This window comes from Streptomyces sp. B5E4, assembly GCF_039871555.1.
GTDB lineage: Bacteria > Actinomycetota > Actinomycetes > Streptomycetales > Streptomycetaceae > Streptomyces.
The window spans coordinates 208,606-224,528 of record NZ_JBDPMI010000011.1 but is presented as its reverse complement, the minus strand read 5'-3'; the positions used below and the strand labels follow the sequence as shown (position 1 = coordinate 224,528).

The window sequence follows — 15,923 nt, the reverse complement described above, 5'->3', positions numbered from 1 at the left end:
GACACCCTGCGCGCCAACTGGCGCCGCGCCGCCGAATGGACCCCCCGCATGGACGAAACCACCCGCGAACGCGAATACAAGGACTGGCTCAAAGCAGTCCAACGCACCATGGGCTGGATCGAAGACAAGGAGTAGCGACGATGACTCTCCCGCAGACCGTCCCCGCGGGGATACCCGCGCTCGGGACGCACCCGACTGCCGGCCGCACCCTCGGCCGCGCGGAGACCCGGGATCTGCTCGACCGGGCGACGTACGACCTCCTGGTCATCGGCGGCGGGATCCTGGGCACCTCGGTGGCCTGGCACGCCGCGCAGTCGGGACTGCGGGTGGCGATGGTGGACGCCGGCGACTTCGCCGGCGCCACCTCGTCGGCGTCCTCCAAGCTCGTCCACGGCGGCATCCGCTACCTGCAGAACGGCGCGGTGAAGCTGGTGGCCGAGAACCACCACGAGCGCCGGGTGCTGGCCCGCGACGTAGCGCCGCACCTGGTCAACCCGCTCCCCTTCTATCTGCCGCTCTACAAGGGCGGCCCGCACGGCGCCGCCAAGCTCGGCGCCGGCGTCTTCGCCTACTCCGCGCTGTCCGCGTTCCGCGACGGCGTGGGGCACCTCATCACCCCCGGCCGGGCCGCCCGGGACATCCCCGCGCTGCGCACCGAGGGGCTGAAGGCGGTCGCGGTCTTCGGCGACCACCAGATGAACGACTCGCGGATGGCGGTCATGACGGTACGGGCCGCGGTCGGCGCCGGCGCCGTCGTCCTCAACCACGCCGAGGTCACCGGGCTGCGCTTCACCCACGGCCAGGTGACGGGCGCGGACCTGCGGGACCGGCTGAGCGGCGCCGAGTTCGGCGTCGACGCCCGGCTGGTGCTCAACGCGACCGGGCCGTGGGTGGACCACCTGCGGCGCATGGAGGACGCGGCCGCCGCCCCGTCCATCCGGCTCTCCAAGGGCGCGCACATCGTGCTCAAGCGGCGGTCGCCGTGGCGCGCCGCGATGTCGACGTGGGTGGACAAACACCGCGTCACCTTCGCCCTGCCGTGGGAGGACCAGCTGCTGCTGGGCACCACGGACGAGGCGTACGCGGGCGATCCCGCCGCCGTGCACCCGACCGACGCCGACATCGCGCAGATCCTCGACGAGGCGTCGCTGTCGGTGCGCGACGACGACCTGTCGCCCGACCTCGTGACGTACGCCTTCGCCGGGCTGCGGGTGCTGCCGGGCGGTCCCGGCGGCACCGCGCAGGCCAGGCGGGAGACGGTCGTCACCGAGGGCGCCGGCGGGATGCTGTCCGTGGCGGGCGGCAAGTGGACGACGTACCGGCATATCGGCCGGATGGTGCTCGGCAAGCTCGCCAAGGATCACGGCGGGGCGATCGCCGAGGACATGCAGCCGGTGAAGTCCCTGGTACGGCGCACGCCGCTGCCAGGCGTGGCGAACCCCCACGCGGTCGCGCACCGTCTTCTCGTCGACCGCGACCCGGGCCACCGCATGGCCCCGGACACCGCCCGCCAGCTGGCCACGCACTACGGCTCGCTGTCGTTCGACATCGCCCGCCTGGTCAACGAGAACCCGGACCTGGGCGAGCGCATCTCCCCCGACGGGCCGGAGATCTGGGCGCAGGTGGTCTACGCCCGCGACCACGAGTGGGCCGAGACGGAGGACGACGTGCTGCGCCGCCGTACGACGGTGACGATCCGCGGCCTGGACACCGCCGACGTGCGGGCACGGGTGCGCGAACTCCTCGCGCGCAAGCAGGGCTGAGCGCCCGCGGCGGGCCCGGAAGTCCGAGGGGAAGTCCGAGGGGAGAGGCACCATGGGGGCGCCTCTCCCCTCCCCCGTTTCCGCGTCCCGCCGGATTCGCCGCCCTCCCCGCTCCGCTTCCTCCGGACGCAGGTCATAATGGAAGCGCGCAGACATCGGATGTCTGTGTCAGGGAGGGCGCGAGATGGCGGTCACGGACGAGGCGATCGAGAAGATCAAGGGAATGATCGTCTCCGGCAAGCTGCGGCCGGGTGACCGGCTGCCCAAGGAGAGCGAGCTGGCGGCCGAGCTGGGCCTGTCCCGCAACTCGCTGCGCGAGGCGGTACGTGCGCTCGCGCTGATACGCATCCTGGACGTACGGCAGGGCGACGGCACGTACGTCACGAGCCTCGACTCCCAACTGCTGCTGGAGGCGATGAGCTTCGTCGTCGACTTCCACCGCGACGACACGGTGCTGGAGCTGCTCGCCGTACGCCGCATCCTGGAGCCCGCCGCCACCGCGCTGGCCTGCACCGGCATCGAGGAGCCGGAGCTGGACGCACTGGAGGCGGAGCTGACGGAGCTGGGCCAGGACCCGTCGGTGGAGGAACTGGTCCGCGCCGACCTGGAGTTCCACCGCCGGATCGTGCAGGCGTCGGGGAACTCCGTGCTCAGCTCGCTGCTGGAGGGGCTCTCCGGGCCGACGGCCCGCGCCCGGATCTGGCGCGGTCTGACGCAGGAGGACGCGGTACGGCGCACGCTCACCGAGCACCGGGCGATCCTCGACGCGATGCGCAGCCGGGACGCGGAGGCGGCCCGGTCGTGGGCGACGGTGCACATCGCGAGCGTGGAGCAGTGGCTGCGCCGGACGCTGTGATGCCGGGGCCGGGGGGGGGCCCCCCGCCGCCGCCCCGCCGCCGGGCCGCCCGGCCGCCCGGCCGCCCGGCCTCAGTCCGGAAGGTAGACCCGGCGGGCGTTGCCGCCGAAGAACGCCTCCCGCTCCGCCGCCGTCAGGTCCGCCACCGCCTCCTCGGCCAGCTCGACCACCCGTCCGTAGCCGGCCGCCAGCGTGCACACCGGCCAGTCGGAGCCGAACATGATCCGGCCGGGCCCGAACACGTCGATCACGTGCCGGGCGTACGGCAGCACGTCCGCCGGCCGCCAGTGATCCCAGTCCGCCTGCGTGACCAGGCCGGACAGCTTGCAGGTCACGTTGGGCAGCCGGGCCAGCTCCGCGACCAGGTCCGCCCACGGCTGCCACTCCCCCGCCGCGATCTGCGGCTTGCCCGCGTGGTCGAGGACGAACCGGGTGTGCGGCACCGCGCGGGCCGCGGCGATCGCCGCCGGCAGCTCGCGCGGCGTCACCAGCAGGTCGTACACGAGGCCGGCCTCCCCCACGAGCCCCAGCGCCCGCAGCACGTCGGGGCGTACCAGCCACCGCGGGTCGGGCTCGTCCTCCGCCTGGTGGCGCAGCGCCCCGAGCTGCGGGGGCGTGCGGCGCAGGGTGTCCGCGTCCAGTCCCGGCGCGGTCAGGTCGAGCCAGCCGCAGACCAGCGCCACCGGCGGGTCCGGCTCCGTGCAGAGCTCCACCGTCTCCTCGTACGACGACGAGGTCTGCACCAGCACCGTGCCGTCGATGCGGTGCTCCGCCAGATGGGGCGCGAGGTCGGCCAGGGTGAAGGTGCGCCGCAGCGGGTCCGCCCAGGAGCCGTCCATCCACGGCTGCGGGCGGCGGCCGATGTCCCACAGGTGGTGGTGGGCGTCGATCCGGGGCACGGTCACCCTCCCGCGGCCGCGGGCAGCGGCAGATCGGCGTCGAGCAGCCCGAGTTCGACGAGCGCGGGCCAGAGCGCGTCGGGGATGTCGTACGCGAACATCTCCGCGTTCTCCCGGACGTCCCGCGGCCGGGACGCGCCCGGGACGACGGAGACGACCGCCGGGTGCGCGAACGGATACCGCAGCGCCGCCGCCTTCAGCGGCACCCCGAACTCGCCGCACACCTCGGCGATCCCGCGCGCCCGCTCCACCACCTCGCCTGGCGCCTCGCCGTAGTGGAACCGCCCGCCGGGCCGCGGGTCGGCGAGCAGCCCGGTGTTGTAGACGCCGCCGACGACGACGGAGGTGCCGCGCCGCTCGCAGACGGGCAGCAGGTCGTCGTACGCGCTGCGCTCCAGCAGCGTCCAGCGGCCGGCGCACAGCACCACGTCGACGTCGAGGTCGGCGACGAGCCGGGCCAGGTGGTCGCTGAAGTTCATGCCGAAGCCGATGGCGCCGACGACCTTCTCCGCCTTCAGCTCCGCGAGCGCGGCGAAGGCGGTCTCGTACACCTGCGGCAGATGGTTCTCGACGTCGTGGAGGTAGGCGATCTCCACCCGGTCGAGCCCCAGCCGCTCCAGCGAGGACTCCAGCGTCGCCCGGATCCCGTCCCGGCTCAGGTCCCACACCCGGCCGCGGGCGGGGGTGTCGACGAAGTCGTGGCCGGGCTCGGTCTCGTCCGGGCCGAGGGGCCGCAGCCGCCGGCCGACCTTGGTGGACACGGTGAACGAGTCCCGCGACCGGCCCGCGAGCGCACGGCCGAGGCGCTCCTCCGACAGCCCGACGCCGTAGTGCGGCGCGGTGTCGAAGTAGCCGTAGCCGTGCGCGAACGCGGTCTCGACGATCTCGGCCGCGGTGGCGTCCGGCATCGCCCGGTAGAGGTTGCCGAGGTTGGCACAGCCGAGGCCGAGCCTGGATATGGGGGGCATCCGCCGCCTCTCAGTCCTGTTTCTCGCCGCTGACGAACCGGGAAATGACCAGGGCCACGATGATGATCGCGCCGTTGAGGAACTTCGTCCACTCCGCCGGCACGCCGGCGAGCGTCATCACGTTGATGACGAGCTGGAGGGTCAGGACGCCGGTCAGCGCCCCGAAGAGGGTGCCGCGCCCGCCGCGCAGGCTGATGCCGCCGATGACCGCCGCGGCGAACACCTGGAAGATCATGTCCTTGCCCTGGCCGGCGGAGACCGAGCCGTAGTGGCCGGTGTAGAGCACGCCGGCGAAGGCCGCGAGCATGCCGCCGATGGCCAGCACGATCCAGGTGATGCGGTCGACGCGGATGCCCGCGGCGCGCGCCGCCTCGGGGTTGCCGCCGATGGCGTACAGCGCACGCCCGTGCCGCAGGTAGCCGAGCATCAGCCCGCCGACGGCGTACAGGCCGAGGCAGACGTAGACGGCGGCCGGGATGCCGAGCCAGCTCTCCTTGCCGAGGTAGGCGAAGGACTCGGGCACCTCGATGATGGACTTGCCGCCCGTGATGCCCTCGTGCAGGCCGCGCAGCATGACCAGCATGCCGAGCGTGGCGATGAAGCCGTTCACTCTGAGCTTGAGGATGAGGAAGCCGTTGAAGAGCCCGATGACGGCGCCGACGAGGAGGCACAGGAAGATCGACGTGCCGGACGGCAGCAGTTCGATGCCGGTGAACCGGCCGCCCTCGGCGGGCAGCACGAGCCAGAGCGCGATCACCGGCGCGACGCCGATCGTCGACTCCAGCGACAGGTCCATCCGGCCGCTGATGAGGATGAGCGCCTGCGCGAGGACCAGCAGCCCGAGTTCGGTGGACTGCTGGACGACGCCGATGAGGTTGTCGGAGGTCAGGAAGGCGGGCGAGACGATGAAGCCGATCACGCCGAGGACGAAGATGACGGGTACGAGCGAGAAGTCGCGCCAGCGGCCGAGGTCGATCTCCACCCCGCCGAGCTGCAACTGCGGCTTCTTCTCCACCGCCGCTCCGCCCTCGGCCGCGCTGGCCGGCGGCGCTGTCGACGTAGGCCGTGTCATGCTTGCTGCCCCTTTTCCGGCTGATCCTGCTGGTCGGGCCGATCTGACTGGTCCGGCCGGTCTGACTGGTCCGGCCGGTGTGTGGTGTCGCCGTGGTCCTGCTGCGGGTCGCGGTCTCCGGGTTCGATGCCCTCCATGGCGGCGACCAGTTCCCGGTCGGTCCAGCCGCCGGCGAACTCCGCGACCACCCGCCCGTGGAAGAGCGCGAGCACGCGGTCGCAGACGCGCAGGTCGTCCAGTTCGTCGGAGACGATGACGGCGCCGCTGCCGCCCTCGGCCACCCGCCGGACGACGCCCAGCAGGGCGTCCTTGGACTTCACGTCCACGCCCGCGGTCGGCTTGATCGCCACCAGCACGCCGGGGTCCCGGGCGAGGGCGCGGGCGATCACGACCTTCTGCTGGTTGCCGCCGGACAGCCCGTCGACGTCCTGGCCGGGCCCGGAGGTCTTGATGTCCAGCGACTCGATCATGCGCTGCGCGAACCGGCGGGTGCGCGAGGGCAGCACGGTGCCGTACGGGCCCAGTTGGTCCGCGACGGTGAGCGTGGCGTTCTCCGCCACGCTGCGGCCGGGCACCAGGCCCTGTTCGTGCCGGTCCTCCGGTACGTAGCCGATGCCGGCCTCCAGCGCGTGCGGCACGCTGCCGGTGCGGACGGCGCTCCCGCGCACCTCGACCCCGCCGCCGTCGGGCGCCCGCATGCCGACGAGGGTCTCGCCGATCGCCGTGTTGCCGCTGGCGGCGGCGCCGGCCAGGCCGACGACCTCCCCGGCGCGCACGGCGAGGTCCAGCGGCTCGTACGCGCCGGCCACGGCCAGCGCGCGGGCCCGCAGCACGGGTTCCGCCCCGCTCGCGGCGCTCGCCTGCCGCGGGAGCGCGGCCGGCACCGCGGCGCCGGCGGGCGCGCCCTCGCCGGTCATCGCGGCGACCAGGTCCTCCTTCGGCAGCCCGGAGACCGGCGCGGTGAGGATGTGCCGGGCGTCGCGGAAGACGGTGACGGTGTCGCAGAGTTCGTAGACCTCCTGCAGGTGGTGGGAGATGAAGAGGAAGGCGACTCCCTGCCGCTGCAGTTCGCGCAGCTTGTCGAAGAGCCGGTCGATGCCGCCGGCGTCGAGCCGGGCGGTCGGCTCGTCGAGGATGATCAGCCGGGCGCCGAAGCTGAGGGCTCTCGCGATCTCTACGAACTGCCGCTGCTCGACGCCGAGATCCTTCGCCCGCGCCGAGGGGTCCACCTCCACGCCGTACGCCGCGAGCAGCTCGCGGGCCTGCGCGCGCAGCCGGCGCCAGTTGATGGCGCCGCCGCCGGTGAAGCGGTTGAGGAAGAGGTTCTCGGCGACCGTGAGGTCCGGCACGATCATGAGCTTCTGGTAGACGCAGGCGACCTTGGCACGCCACGCCGCCGTGTCGCCGAACGGCGGCGCGGGCGCGCCCAAGAAGGTGACGGTGCCGGCGTCGGGGCGCTCCATGCCGGTGAGCACGGAGACGAGGGTGGACTTCCCGGCGCCGTTGCGGCCGACGAGGGCGTGTGCCTCGCCGGCCGCGACCTCCAGGTGCACGCCGTCGAGCGCGAGCGTGGGGCCGAAGCGTTTGACGACGCCGTCGGCGCGTACGGCGGGGGGCGCCGCGGGCACGGCTCAGCCCTGCTTTTCGAGCTGGTTGGCCCACAGCTCGGGGTCGTCGACGTTCTCCTTGGTGACCAGCGGGGCGGGGAGCTGGTCCTCCAGCCCGTTCGGGATCTTGACGATCGTCGAGCCGTGGTCGGTCTTGCCCGGCTTGAACTCCTTGCCCTTCAGCGCCTGCTGGGCGTAGAAGAGCGCGTACTCGGCGTAGAGGTCGGCCGGCTGGGAGACGGTGGCGTCGATCTTCCCGTCGCGGATGGCGTCCAGTTCCTCGGGGATGCCGTCGTTGGAGACGATCGTGATGTGGCCGTCCTCGCCGGCGGGCTTGAGCAGGTTCTTCTGCTCCAGCAGCGCGAGGGTGGGCTGCAGGAAGACGCCGCCGGCCTGCATGTAGATGCCGTCGATCGTCTTCTCCTTGGCCAGGACGCTCTGCAGCTTGGCGGAGGCGACGTCGCCCTTCCACTCGGTCGGCAGCTCGAAGACCTCCATGTCGGGGTACTTCTCGTCCATGCACTTCTTGAACGCCACCGAGCGGTCCCGGCCGTTGATGGAGGCCAGGTCGCCCTGGAACTCCACGACCTTGCCCTTGCCGCCCAGTTGCTCGCCGAGGTATTCGCACGCCTTGATGCCGTACGCCTCGTTGTCGGCCCGTACGACCATGTAGACGTCGCCCTTGTCGGGGCGGGTGTCGACGCTGACGACGGGGATGTCCTCCTCCGCCAGCCGCTCCAGGGTGGAGGCGACCGCGCCGGTGTCCTGCGGCGCCATGATGACGGCGTCGGCGCCCTGGTCGGTGAACGCCTGCACGTTGGAGACGAGCTTGCCGATGTCGTTCTGGGAGTTGGTGATCGGCAGGGCGTCGACGACGCCGTCCGAGACGCCCTTCTTCAGGTACTGGTGGTAGGAGTTCCAGAAGTCGCTGTCGGTGCGCGGCATGTCGATGCCGACCTGGCCGTCGGCGCCGGCCGCGTCGTTGCCGCGGTTGCAGGCGGCGAGCGGGGCGATGGCCAGGAGGGTGGTGCAGGCCGCGACGGCGGTCGTGCGGAGTCTGCGAGTCAGCATGGGAGTCCCGTCCCGTCGTTCGTCTCGGGTATGCGGCTGGAGGGTTCGGCTCGGGCCGCGGCGGGCCGGGGAGCCGGCCGTGCGGCGTGGGATGCGGTGTGCGGTGCGTCGGGCATGGGGGCTCAGCTCCCCTGCTCCCGCTCGGCCACGGCCTGCCAGACCGGGCCGTCCGGGTAGCGGTGCGCGGCCAGCGACTCGGGGAGCATCCGCGCGGAGAAGCCGGGGGCCTCGGGCGCGCGGTAGCGGCCGTCCACGACGACGGCCGGGTCGGTGAAGTGCTCGTGCAGGTGGTCGACGTACTCGATGACGCGGTCCTCGCGGGTGCCGGAGACGGCGACGTAGTCGAACATGGCCAGGTGCTGCACCAGTTCGCACAGGCCGACGCCGCCGGCGTGCGGGCAGACCGGCACACCGTGCTTGGCGGCGAGCAGCAGGATGGCCAGGTTCTCGTTGACGCCGGCCACCCGGGCGGCGTCGATCTGCACGAAGTCGACGGCGCCGGCCTGGAGGAGTTGCTTGAACATCACGCGGTTGGCGACGTGTTCGCCGGTGGCGACCTTCACCGGCTGCCCGGCGCGCACGGCGGCGTGGCCGAGCACGTCGTCGGGGCTGGTGGGTTCCTCGATCCAGTGCGGCGCGTACGGGGCCAGGGCGGTCATCCAGCGCACGGCGTCGGCGACGTCCCAGCGCTGGTTGGCGTCCACGGCGATCCGGACGTCCGGGCCGACGGCCTCGCGGGCGAGCCGCATGCGCCGTACGTCCGCGTCGAGGTCGCCGCCGACCTTCAGCTTGATCTGGCCGAAGCCTTCGGCGACGGCGGCCTTGGAGAGCTGGATGAGCTTCTCGTCGGAGTAGCCGAGCCAGCCGGGGGTGGTGGTGTACGCGGGGTAGCCCTCGGCGCGCAGCAGGGCGGCCCGCTCGGCGCGGCCAGGTTCGGCGGCGCGCAGCAGGTCCAGCGCCTCGTCGGGGGTGAGGGCGTCGGAGAGGTAGCGGAAGTCGACGAGGGAGACCAGTTCCTCGGGGGTCATGCGGGACAGGAACTCCCACACCGGCAGCCCCGCCTGCCGGGCGGCCAGGTCCCAGGCGGCGTTGACCACGGCGCCCGCGGCCATGTGGATCACGCCCTTCTCGGGTCCCAGCCAGCGCAGTTGGGAGTCGTGGGTGAGGGTGGTGCAGAGCTCGGCCAGCTCGGCGGCGGTACGCGGCGCGGGGCGGCCGACGACGTAGGGCGCGAGGGAGCGGATGGCGGCGGCGGTGACGTCGTTGCCGCGGCCGATGGTGAAGCAGAAACCGTGCCCCTCGACGCCGGGGTCGTCGGTGCGGATGACGACGTACGCGGCGGAGTAGTCCGGGTCGGGGTGCATGGCATCCGACCCGTCGAGCTCCAGTGAGGTGGGGAAGCGGATGTCGGAGACGTCCAAATCGGTGACAGTCGGTCGCATGCGGGCTTCCCTCGCGTCTGGAACATCGGATCTTTCGGCAGTCATCCGATGTATAGCGGGATGGGCTTGCCAACGTCCAGAGGCAGTGAGTGATTTATCCGTACTGACGCGCTGCCAACCCTCCTTAAGGTGCACACCTCGGATGAATCGGTACTCGTGCCGCACGGGATACGGCGCGCCCACGGGGAAGCCTTAGGCTGGGGGCCGCATGTTTCGGAGCACGTGGCCACAGGGGCCGTCACCGCCGGAAGGAGGCGCTGGGTGATCGAGCTGGAGGGGCTGCCCGAGCTGGTCGATCCGGTGATGATCTGCGCCTTCGAGGGCTGGAACGACGCCGGTGACGCCGCCTCCTCCGCGGTCGGCCATCTCGACCGGGAGTGGAAGGGCGAGGTCTTCGCGTCGCTGGACGCCGAGGACTACTACGACTTCCAGGTCAACCGGCCCACCGTCACCCTCCACGGCGGTGTACGGAAGGTCACCTGGCCCACCACGCAGTTGTCCGCGGTACGGATCGCGGACGCCGACGGCAAGGGCAACCCGCGTGACCTGGTGCTCGTCCGCGGCATCGAGCCCAGCATGCGCTGGCGTTCGTTCTGCAACGAAATCCTGGGCTTCGCCCACGAGTTGGGCGTCGAGCTGGTCGTCCTGCTCGGCGCGCTCCTCGGCGACACGCCGCACACCCGGCCCGTACCGGTGACGGGGGTCACCTCCGATCCGGAGCTGGTCGTGTCGATGGACCTGGAGGAGACCCGCTACGAGGGCCCGACGGGGATCGTCGGCATCCTGCAGGAGGCGTGCACGCACGCGGGCCTGCCGACCGCCAGCCTCTGGGCCGCCGTCCCGCACTACGTCTCCCAGCCGCCCAACCCGAAGGCCACCCTGGCGCTGCTCAACCGGCTGGACGACCTGATCGGCGTGCGGATCCCGCTGGGCGAGCTGCCCGAGGACGCCCGGGCCTGGCAGTTGGGCGTGGACCAACTGGCCGCGGAGGACAGCGAGGTCGCGGAGTACGTGCAGACGCTGGAGGAGGCGCGCGACACCGCGGAGCTGCCGGAGGCGTCGGGCGAGGCGATCGCCCGCGAGTTCGAGCGCTATCTGCGCCGCCGCGACCCGGGGGCGGGACCGTACCTGCGCGACCTCTCCGGGCCGCAGCCCCTCGCGGACCTCACCGAGCGGGAGGAGCCGCGGGCGCCGGAGGAGCGCGACGAGGACGGCGACGCCGCGGACACGGCGGAGGACGCCGCCGGGCCGGAGGACGACGGCGCCGAGGAGGACTCCGGGTCCGCCGAGGACGACGGGGACACCGGGCCCGTCGAGGACACCGAGGACAGCGACACCGAGGACAGCGACGGCGCGGACAGCGGCGCCGGCGACGACGCCTCCGCGGACGGCGACGCGGACGCCGACGACGACGCGGACGCCCGCGGCGGCAAGCGCCCCGGCCGCGAAGGCGACGGCGAGGCCGGCGGCAAAGACTGACGCCGGCCCGCCCGCCCCGCTACAGCGCCACGCCCAGCAGCGCGTCCACCGCCCGCGAGACCACGCCGGGCGCCCCCGTGTCCGTACCGCCCTCGGCGCGCTGCAGCGCCGCCCAGCGGTCCACGGCGGCCAGCGCCGCAGGCGAGTCCAGGTCCTCCGCCAGCGCGGCGCGGATCTCCTCCACGAGCCCCTCCGCGGGCGGCCCCTCCGGCCGCGAGACGGCGTCCCGCCAGCGCGCCAGCCGCCGCTCCGCCTGTTCCAGCCCGTGAGCGGTCCACTCCCAGTCCGTGCGGTAGTGGTGGGCGAGGAGCGCGAGCCGCACGGCCACGGGGTCGACGCCGTCGCGGCGCAGCTGGGAGACGAAGACCAGATTGCCCTTGGACTTCGACATCTTCTCGCCGTCGAGGGCGACGAGCCCGGAGTGCACGTACGCGTGGGCGAACGGGAACGCGCCGGTCAGCACCTGCGCGTGCGACGCGCCCATCTCGTGGTGCGGGAAGATCAGGTCGCTGCCGCCGCCCTGCACGTCGAAGCTCATGCCGAGGTGGTCCAGCGAGATGGCGACGCACTCGATGTGCCAGCCGGGCCGGCCGCGGCCCAGGGAGCCGCCGTCCCAGCTCGGCTCGCCCTCGCGGGCGGCGCTCCACAGCAGCGGGTCGAGCGGGTTCTTCTTGCCGGGCCGGTCGGGGTCGCCGCCGCGCTCGGCGGACAGCTCCCGCATGGTGGCGGCGTCGAGTCCGGAGACGGCGCCGAAGCGGGGGTCGGATTCGACCGAGAAGTAGACGTCGCCGTCGAGTTCGTAGGCCGCGCCGGCGTCGCGCAGTTGCTCCACGAGGGGCACGATCCGCGGTATCGCCTCCACCGCGCCGACGAACTCGCGCGGCGGCAGGTTCCGCAGGGCCGTCATGTCGTCGCGGTACAGGTCCGTCTCGCGGTCGGCGAGCTGGGTCCAGTCCTCGCCCGTCTCGGCGGCCCGGACGAGCAGCGGGTCGTCGACGTCGGTGACGTTCTGGACGTAATGGACCTGCCGCTTGTTGTCCAGCCAGACGCGCTGCACGAGGTCGAACGCGGTGTACGTGGCCGCGTGCCCCATGTGGGTGGCGTCGTAGGGGGTGATGCCGCAGACGTAGATGCGGGCCTCCGGGCCGGGATCGAGGGCGACGAGCCCTCCGGTCGCGGTGTCGTGGAGGCGGAGGTCGCGGCCGGTGCCGGGGAGCACCGGGACCTCGGGAGCAGGCCAGGCATGCATGTAAACGAGCGTAACCGCCGGTTGCCTGGGGAAACGACCGGGGCGGCGCGAGACCGCGGTTTCGGACAGCGGTGGGAGGGTTCGTACGGAATATGCCCGCGCGGCGTCGATGCAGAACCGGGCGGGCCCGGCGGTACGGGCCCCAGGACGGGCTCAGACCGGCGGCCAGGGGATGGCCGGCCACTCGCCGCTGGGCGCCGGGTGCCGTCCCGAGGCCAGCAGCGCGGCCGTACGGGCGCGCAGCGCGGCCACCTCCGCCGGGGTGATCAGGGGCGCCAGCCGGGCGGCCAGCGGCCCGTCGGCGGCGAGGCCGGCCGCGAGCCGCTGCAGCACGGCGACGGCCTCGGCGGGCAGCGGCTCGCCGGCCCAGCCCCACAGCAGGGTGCGCAGCTTGTCGTCGGTGTGGAACGTCACACCGTGGTCGATGGCGTAGAGCCGGCCGCCGGCGGCGGGCAGCAGGTGGCCGCCCTTGCGGTCGCCGTTGTTGATCACGGCGTCGAGGACGGCGAGGCGGCGCAGCCGGACGTCGTCGGCGTGCACGAGCAGCGCGGGGCGGCCCTCGCCGGTCTCGGCGTAGCCGACGGCCTTCCAGCCGGGTCCCGGCTCGTCGCCGTCGACGAGGGCGAGCAGGTCGGCGCCGCCGGGCGCCGCCGCCGTGTCGTCCTTCTCGTCGCCCTCGTCCTGCCCGTCCCGCCCGTCGTGCCCGTCCGCGGGCGGGATCCAGAGCTGGCACATGCCCTCGCCGAACGGCCCGTCGCGCAGCACCGTCGGCGGCACCAGCCCCCAGCCGGTGGCCTGCGAGACCTCGTACGCCGCGACCTCGCGCTGCGCCAGCGTGCCGTCCGGGAAGTCCCACAGCGGCCGCTCCCCCGCGACCGGCTTGTACACGCACTCCGCCGTGCGCCCGCCGTGGGCGACGGTGCAGAACAGGACCGCGTTCGACGCGCCGCGGATGCGTCCGGTGACGGTCAGCTCGCCGCCGGTGAGCAGCGCGCGGGCCTCGTCGGATGCCAGGGCGAGCGGGCTCACTCCCCCCGGCGGTATCCGTTCTGGCGCGGACATACGTGTCCCTCCGGGTCGAGCGGCAGGCTGCACAGCGGGCAGGGGGGCCGGCCGGCGTTCACCACGTCGTTGGCCCGCTTGGCGAAGGCGCGCGCCATCTGCCCGGTGAGGCGTACGCGCAGCATCGGCGGGCCGTTCTCGTCGTCCTGCAGCAGCGCCTCCTCGGCCGCCGCCAGGTCCTCGTCGGAGTCGGCGTCCAACTCGACCAGGGCCTGCGCCTCGACGACCATCCGCTCGCTCTCCGCGTCCCACGCCAGCGCCATCGTGCCGACCCGGAACTCCTCCTCGATGGGGGCGTCCAGGGGTGCGGTGTCGGACAGCTCGGCGGGGGCGACGGCCGGCACGTCGCTGGTGCCGCCGCTGCGCCGTACGACCTCGTCGAGAAGCTCGTCGATCCGCTGGGCCAGCGCGGACACCTGCGCCTTCTCCAGCGCAACGCTGGTCGTACGGCCGGACTTGGACGCCTGCAGGAAGAAGGTGCGGCGCCCCGGCAGCCCGACCGTGCCGGCCACGAAGCGGTCCGGCGGGTCGTAGAAGTACACCTCACGCGGCACGTGCTGCTCCGATTACTCGACTCCTGAACGGGATCCGCTGCGGGCCCGATCCGACCACCCTACTGCGCGAGCTGATCATCGGGGATCAACCGGCTCCGGCACCGCCGCCCACCTCCGCGGCGGACGCGTCCGCCGCGCTCTCCCGCGCCCCGTCCGCCCCCGGCGCCGCCGCGGGAGGCGGCGGCGCGAGGCCGTCGAGGGCACCGGTGTCGCCGAGTCGCAGCACGAAGGGGCGCAGGGGCGTGTACCGGATCGCGGTGACGGAGGCGGGGCCGACGGCGATGCGCTGGAAGAGGTCCAGGTGCATCCCGAGGGCGTCCGCCACCACGGACTTGATGACGTCGCCGTGACTGCACATCACGTACAGCGCCTCCGGCCCGTGCTCGGCGGTCACGGTGGCGTTCCAGTCCCGTACCGCCTCGACGGCGCGCGCCTGCATCGCGCGCATCGTCTCGCCGCCGGGGAACACGGCCGCCGAGGGGTGCTGCTGCACGGTGGCCATCAGCGGGTCCTCCGCCAACTCGGCGAGCTTGCCGCCGGTCCACTCGCCGTAGTCGCACTCGGTCAGCCGCTCGTCGACGTGCACCGGCAGCTCCGGGCGGGCGGCCAGCAGCGGCTTCAGCGTCTCGCGGCAGCGTTCGAGCGGGCTGGTGACCACGGCGGCGGGTGCCAGGGCGGCCAGCCGGGCGGGCAGCGCGGCGGCTTGCCCGGTGCCGCGCTCGTCCAGCCCGACACCCGGGCTGCGGCCGGCGAGCACGCCGTCCACGTTGGCCGTGGAGCGGGCGTGCCGGAGCAGGAGGAGGGTCGGCATGGCAGCCAGCGTACGTCCTGCGCGACAGGCGGCACGGTTCGGGAAAGAATGACGGTGTGATCGTCGACTGCGCGCTCTACCGGCACGGCCGGCGCGTACCCGCGCCCGCCGACGTCCCGGCCGTGCTCGCGCAGGCGCGCGCGGACGAGGACACCTTCTGCTGGATCGGGCTCTTCGAGCCGTCACGCGAGGAGTTCGACGCCCTGACGCGCGGGCTCGGCCTGCACCCGCTCGCCGCGGAGGACGCGGTCACCGCGCACCAGCGGCCGAAGCTGGAGGTGTACGACGCGGCGCTGTTCCTCGTGCTCAAGCCCGTGCTCTACGACGACAGCACCGACACCATCACCGTCAGCGAGATCAACACCTTCGTCGGCGACTCCTTCGTGGTCACGGTGCGGCACGGCGAGGCGAACCCCCTCGGCGGGGTACGGGCCCGGCTGGAGGGGCAGCCGGAGGTGCTGGCGCACGGGCCGACGGCGGTGGTGTACGCGGTGTGCGACGCCGTCGTCGACAACTACCTCGACGTCGCGGACGACTTCCACACCGACCTGGAGGAACTGGAGGCCGAGGTCTTCCAGCCCGGCGGCCGCGACACCGGCCGCTCGGCGGGGCGGATCTACGACTTCAAGCGGCAGGCGCTGGAGTTCCGGCGCGTCACCGGCCCGCTGGCCGACCCGATCGGGCGGCTGGCGGGGGCCGGGCTGCCGTTCGTCAACGAGCGGGCCCGGCCCTTCTTCCGCGACGTCGGCGACCATCTCATGCGCGTCAACGAGCACCTGGAGACCATCGACCGGCTGCTGTCCGACATCCTCGCCGCGCACCTGGCGCGGGTGGGGGTGCAGCAGAACGACGACATGCGGAAGATCTCCGCGTACGCCGCCATGGCCGCGGCGCCGACCGTCATCGGCAGCATCTACGGCATGAACTTCGACCACATGCCGGAGCTGCACTGGACGCTGGGGTATCCGGCCGTGCTGCTGGTGATGGCGTCGGTGGTGCTGTGGCTGTACCTGTTCTTCCGCAGGCGCGGCTGGCTGGGGGGCGACGGGCGCTGAGGGCCGCGCTTCCCCGGCCGGGTGCCGTACGCGGC

14 protein-coding genes are annotated in these 15,923 nt (G+C 73.2%); 4 read left to right on the top strand and 10 right to left on the bottom strand.

Annotation, left to right across the window (positions count from 1 at the left end):
• Window positions 1–140 precede the first annotated feature (140 nt).
• Both ABGA99_RS17430 and ABGA99_RS17425 read left to right on the top strand, forming a co-directional pair.
• The gene (locus tag ABGA99_RS17430; RefSeq protein WP_347581449.1) at window positions 141–1,763 is read left to right on the top strand and encodes a glycerol-3-phosphate dehydrogenase/oxidase; all 1,623 of its coding nucleotides are present in this window, start codon (window positions 141–143) and stop codon (window positions 1,761–1,763) included.
• 184 nt (window positions 1,764–1,947) lie between these two features.
• Window positions 1,948–2,619, top strand: a complete 672-nt coding sequence (locus ABGA99_RS17425) for a FadR/GntR family transcriptional regulator (protein WP_347581448.1) — start codon at window positions 1,948–1,950, stop codon at window positions 2,617–2,619.
• A gap of 71 nt (window positions 2,620–2,690) precedes the next feature.
• Here the strand turns inward: ABGA99_RS17425 and ABGA99_RS17420 are convergent, their stop codons facing one another.
• The 6 genes from ABGA99_RS17420 to ABGA99_RS17395 form a co-directional block, all read right to left on the bottom strand.
• A complete protein-coding gene (locus ABGA99_RS17420; protein ID WP_347581447.1) occupies window positions 2,691–3,518 on the bottom strand; it encodes an amidohydrolase family protein in 828 nt (275 codons plus the stop codon).
• Window positions 3,519–3,520: 2 nt separating this feature from the next.
• On the bottom strand, window positions 3,521–4,486 hold the full coding sequence (locus ABGA99_RS17415; protein WP_347581446.1) for an aldo/keto reductase: 966 nt from the start codon (window positions 4,484–4,486) through the stop codon (window positions 3,521–3,523).
• A gap of 10 nt (window positions 4,487–4,496) precedes the next feature.
• Window positions 4,497–5,501 (bottom strand): ABC transporter permease, encoded by a 1,005-nt coding sequence (locus ABGA99_RS17410; RefSeq protein ID WP_347581450.1) that lies wholly within the window; start codon window positions 5,499–5,501, stop codon window positions 4,497–4,499.
• A gap of 53 nt (window positions 5,502–5,554) precedes the next feature.
• The gene (locus ABGA99_RS17405) at window positions 5,555–7,186 is read right to left on the bottom strand and encodes a sugar ABC transporter ATP-binding protein (protein ID WP_347581445.1); all 1,632 of its coding nucleotides are present in this window, start codon (window positions 7,184–7,186) and stop codon (window positions 5,555–5,557) included.
• Between the two features lie 3 nt (window positions 7,187–7,189).
• The gene (locus ABGA99_RS17400; RefSeq protein ID WP_347581444.1) at window positions 7,190–8,236 is read right to left on the bottom strand and encodes a sugar ABC transporter substrate-binding protein; all 1,047 of its coding nucleotides are present in this window, start codon (window positions 8,234–8,236) and stop codon (window positions 7,190–7,192) included.
• 122 nt (window positions 8,237–8,358) lie between these two features.
• Window positions 8,359–9,678, bottom strand: a complete 1,320-nt coding sequence (locus tag ABGA99_RS17395; protein WP_347581443.1) for an enolase C-terminal domain-like protein — start codon at window positions 9,676–9,678, stop codon at window positions 8,359–8,361.
• Between the two features lie 261 nt (window positions 9,679–9,939).
• Here ABGA99_RS17395 and ABGA99_RS17390 point away from each other — a divergent pair, with 261 nt between their 5' ends.
• A complete protein-coding gene (locus ABGA99_RS17390) occupies window positions 9,940–11,157 on the top strand; it encodes a PAC2 family protein (RefSeq protein ID WP_347581442.1) in 1,218 nt (405 codons plus the stop codon).
• Between the two features lie 19 nt (window positions 11,158–11,176).
• On the opposite strand, the gene mshC is transcribed toward ABGA99_RS17390, so the two are convergent.
• The 4 genes from mshC to ABGA99_RS17370 all read right to left on the bottom strand — a co-directional run bounded on the left by mshC (window position 11,177) and on the right by ABGA99_RS17370 (window position 14,833).
• Window positions 11,177–12,406, bottom strand: coding sequence for a cysteine--1-D-myo-inosityl 2-amino-2-deoxy-alpha-D-glucopyranoside ligase (mshC, locus tag ABGA99_RS17385; RefSeq protein WP_347581441.1), 1,230 nt, complete (start codon window positions 12,404–12,406; stop codon window positions 11,177–11,179).
• 153 nt (window positions 12,407–12,559) lie between these two features.
• A complete protein-coding gene (locus ABGA99_RS17380; protein WP_347581440.1) occupies window positions 12,560–13,468 on the bottom strand; it encodes an SCO1664 family protein in 909 nt (302 codons plus the stop codon).
• A complete protein-coding gene (locus tag ABGA99_RS17375) occupies window positions 13,432–14,022 on the bottom strand; it encodes a DUF3090 domain-containing protein (RefSeq protein ID WP_326795000.1) in 591 nt (196 codons plus the stop codon). The genes ABGA99_RS17380 and ABGA99_RS17375 overlap by 37 nt, the downstream gene beginning before the upstream one ends.
• Window positions 14,023–14,107: 85 nt before the next feature.
• Window positions 14,108–14,833, bottom strand: a complete 726-nt coding sequence (locus tag ABGA99_RS17370; RefSeq protein WP_347581439.1) for a histidine phosphatase family protein — start codon at window positions 14,831–14,833, stop codon at window positions 14,108–14,110.
• A gap of 56 nt (window positions 14,834–14,889) precedes the next feature.
• On the opposite strand from ABGA99_RS17370, the gene corA reads away from it, so the two are divergent.
• Window positions 14,890–15,888 carry a magnesium/cobalt transporter CorA gene (gene corA, locus ABGA99_RS17365; protein ID WP_347581438.1) on the top strand — a complete coding sequence of 333 codons (999 nt, stop codon included), beginning with the start codon at window positions 14,890–14,892 and terminating at the stop codon, window positions 15,886–15,888.
• The last annotated feature ends 35 nt before the right edge of the window (window positions 15,889–15,923 follow it).

What these genes read in the sequence shown, in the direction of transcription:
- ABGA99_RS17430 (WP_347581449.1), top strand. Translation starts at nt 141, where the DNA reads ATGACTCTCCCGCAGACCGTCCCCGCGGGGATACCCGCGCTCGGGACG.
- ABGA99_RS17425 (WP_347581448.1), top strand. Translation starts at nt 1,948, where the DNA reads ATGGCGGTCACGGACGAGGCGATCGAGAAGATCAAGGGAATGATCGTC.
- ABGA99_RS17415 (WP_347581446.1), bottom strand. Translation starts at nt 4,486, where the DNA reads ATGCCCCCCATATCCAGGCTCGGCCTCGGCTGTGCCAACCTCGGCAAC.
- ABGA99_RS17400 (WP_347581444.1), bottom strand. Translation starts at nt 8,236, where the DNA reads ATGCTGACTCGCAGACTCCGCACGACCGCCGTCGCGGCCTGCACCACC.
- ABGA99_RS17395 (WP_347581443.1), bottom strand. Translation starts at nt 9,678, where the DNA reads ATGCGACCGACTGTCACCGATTTGGACGTCTCCGACATCCGCTTCCCC.
- mshC (WP_347581441.1), bottom strand. Translation starts at nt 12,406, where the DNA reads ATGCATGCCTGGCCTGCTCCCGAGGTCCCGGTGCTCCCCGGCACCGGC.
- ABGA99_RS17380 (WP_347581440.1), bottom strand. Translation starts at nt 13,468, where the DNA reads ATGTCCGCGCCAGAACGGATACCGCCGGGGGGAGTGAGCCCGCTCGCC.
- ABGA99_RS17370 (WP_347581439.1), bottom strand. Translation starts at nt 14,833, where the DNA reads ATGCCGACCCTCCTCCTGCTCCGGCACGCCCGCTCCACGGCCAACGTG.